This window comes from Peptoniphilus sp., assembly GCF_034090345.1.
Classification (GTDB): Bacteria; Bacillota; Clostridia; order Tissierellales; family Peptoniphilaceae; genus Peptoniphilus.
In genome coordinates this window covers 1-2,624 of record NZ_JAXDSS010000025.1, presented here as the reverse complement: position 1 = coordinate 2,624, position 2,624 = coordinate 1, and the positions used below count along the sequence as shown (strand labels likewise).

Sequence of the window (2,624 nt, the reverse complement as noted above, 5' to 3'; positions counted from 1 at the left end):
CCACAATCGCTCACAAGTCTATTAAGTTCTTCTGCCCTTCTGATAAACTCAACATCAGTGTCCATATTTGGATTATAAAACAACACACATATATCAAAATATTCTACCATTCTCTCTATTACAGCTGATGAACATGGAGCACAACAAACGTGTAATAAAAGTGTTGGTCTATGGTCTAATCTTTTTAACTCTTGTTCCATTAAAAAATTATAATTTTGTTTCTGTTTCAATGTAAATTTTTATACCTCGCAATATTTTCATCACTCAAAAACTCGTAAGCATTATTTATCTGTTTAAATTTTTCAGCAGCATCTTCTGCTTTATTTAAATCCGGATGGTAAATCTTAGCCATTTTTCTATAACTCAACTTTATTTCATACTTATCTGCTGTATAGGGAACTCCTAAGACATCACAAGCTGATTCATACTGATTTTTAAATGAATTAGGAGCTTGATAACTTTGATTTTGGTAGCCTTGTTGACCATAGCCATTATAATAGCCCCCACTTTGAGCTTGTCCGAAGAATTGTTCAAAATCTTCAAAAGAGCCGAAAGTCCAACTTCCCCATTGAGTACCTTCTCCAAAATTTCCAAATTGTCTTCTAAATTCTTCCTCTTGTCTTTTTCTTCTCTCCTGCTCTCTTTTTAATCTCTCTCTTTCAAGATTTTCTCTATATTTATTCCCATAATCTTCCATTCTCTTATAAGCCGCAGTTCTTCCAAGTATGTAAAAATCTGCCTTATCATAGAAATATTCAGTCGCCATATAGTGGATATACTTCAAATAACTTACGGCAATTGTCCCTATAATCGGAACTATTAAAGACAATACTCCAATCCAAAATAAAGGGCTTCTCAAAAGTGCTGCTAAAAAGAAAGGATTGAATATAAAAAATAATATTAAACATCCGGCCGCCGAAAAAACTAAACCAAACAACTGTTTTATAGACGAAAATATATTTACTAACACTGTAAAAATATATATCAGCCCTTGAAGTGTATAGTCTATTATAGACCCCACCAACTTATAAAAATAACCTGCGATTTTATTCATCAATTCTCCTTATTTTCTCTATACTTCTTTAAAAATTCTATATCTTCTAATTCCAAATCATTGTCTTTAGCTAAAAACTCTATGTGATGAGTCAATTCATGGTGGAAAGTTTTTCTAAGCTCATCCTTTAAACTATCTCTGTCGTACCAAAAATACATATTCATAAATGAGCCGTAGTAAATTCTTATGCACTTACCTAGCATACTTCTTTCATAAACACCAAGACATATAAGTTCCGGCTCATTCTCATAATACTTACACTCTTCCTCAACAATTATACCTCCTGTAAGCTCATCATAAATACTTTTAGGAAGTTCCTCATATAATTCTTCAAGGATTTCTTGAAACTCGTCAATCTCTACCACTTCAATCTCCTCACAGAAGAATAGTTTCCCCCAAGCAGCTCCTCAGCTCCCATATAAAATCCTATTCTATTACCAGTAACATAGAACTTGCTCTTAGTAAATTCTATTCCCTCAATCTCATCTTTTAAATAGTCAAATAAAAATTTAAACTCTACATTCGGGTAAAATTTTCCCATAAATTCTCTATAATAGTGAATACAAGGTTCCATAACATAGACAAGCTTTGAATCTCCTATGTAAGAATCTAATAAGTTTTTAGCAACATATTCACTCACATTCCCATCTACCACAGTATTAGCTAAAACTTGGACATCTACTCCATTAAACTTTTCAGCAAAAATTTTATTAGACAGTACCACTCCGGATTTACTATCAAAATCTTTTTTAAATGGTTCAATTCCCGTTATAGCATCCTTTAAAAAAATAGACATAGATGGATTAGTGCATATCAACTTCCCACTTGTATTTTTTTCAATATTATCAATTCTATATTTAATTGTCTTTGGCATCATAGCCAAGGGCCAATACATATTATCTATGATCACATTGCCGCCCACATTGCACTCATTTAGAAAAATAAGCGCTCCTATTGAATCATCAACTAAATAAACCATTATATTAAATTCACCATGTAAGTATTTTTATAGATTTCTCTAAAATTATTATACGCCTTTATCAAATCTTCTTCATTGTCAAAAAGACCATAAACAGTAGAGCCGGAACCGCTCATAAGTGTAGCACTTGTGTACTTTAAAATCTCTTTCTTTATATTTTCCACTTCAATATATTTTTTAAACACGAAATCTTCCATATCATTTCTAAGATATTTAGAAATTTCTACTAAATTTTCATTCCTTAATGCATCTATTAGTGAATTGAAATCAACCCTATCAACTTTTAAATTCATATTTGAATAAACTTCCTTAGAACTTACTTCGAATCCAGGATTTACAATAAGAGCCTTTAAACTTTTAAAATCAATATCCAAATCTGTAATCACTTCACCTATTCCTTCACAAAGTGCAGTTTTACCTCCTATCATAAATGGAACATCAGCTCCAACCTTTCCTCCTAGCTCCCTAAGCTCATCTATATCCAAATTCAAATTATAAATTCTATTTATCTCTTCAAATAAAGTCGCAGCATTAGCTGACCCTCCGGCAAGTCCTGCTCCGGTTGGAATTTTTTTGTACAATTTAATATCA

At 31.8% G+C, this 2,624-nt stretch carries 5 protein-coding genes; all 5 read right to left on the bottom strand.

Annotation, left to right across the window (positions count from 1 at the left end):
• Positions 1-200, bottom strand: a 200-nt coding sequence (locus SOR77_RS02315) for an epoxyqueuosine reductase QueH (RefSeq protein ID WP_320635589.1), incomplete at its 3' end; no start/stop codon positions are given.
• A 26-nt stretch (positions 201-226) separates the two neighbouring features.
• Positions 227-1,054 carry a DnaJ domain-containing protein gene (locus SOR77_RS02310; protein WP_320635588.1) on the bottom strand — a complete coding sequence of 276 codons (828 nt, stop codon included), beginning with the start codon at positions 1,052-1,054 and terminating at the stop codon, positions 227-229.
• Complete coding sequence (locus tag SOR77_RS02305) at positions 1,054-1,419, bottom strand: metallopeptidase family protein (RefSeq protein WP_320635587.1); 366 nt, start codon at positions 1,417-1,419, stop codon at positions 1,054-1,056. Before SOR77_RS02305 ends, SOR77_RS02310 begins: the two co-directional genes overlap by 1 nt.
• Entirely contained in the window at positions 1,413-2,033 is a 621-nt protein-coding gene (locus tag SOR77_RS02300; protein WP_320635586.1) for a hypothetical protein, read from the bottom strand. The genes SOR77_RS02305 and SOR77_RS02300 overlap by 7 nt, the downstream gene beginning before the upstream one ends.
• The coding region (gene ispE / locus SOR77_RS02295; protein ID WP_320635585.1) for a 4-(cytidine 5'-diphospho)-2-C-methyl-D-erythritol kinase at positions 2,033-2,624 on the bottom strand (592 nt) is incomplete at its 5' end. The genes SOR77_RS02300 and ispE, both read right to left, overlap by 1 nt.

What these genes read in the sequence shown, in the direction of transcription:
- SOR77_RS02310 (WP_320635588.1), bottom strand. Translation starts at nt 1,054, where the DNA reads ATGAATAAAATCGCAGGTTATTTTTATAAGTTGGTGGGGTCTATAATA.
- SOR77_RS02300 (WP_320635586.1), bottom strand. Translation starts at nt 2,033, where the DNA reads ATGGTTTATTTAGTTGATGATTCAATAGGAGCGCTTATTTTTCTAAAT.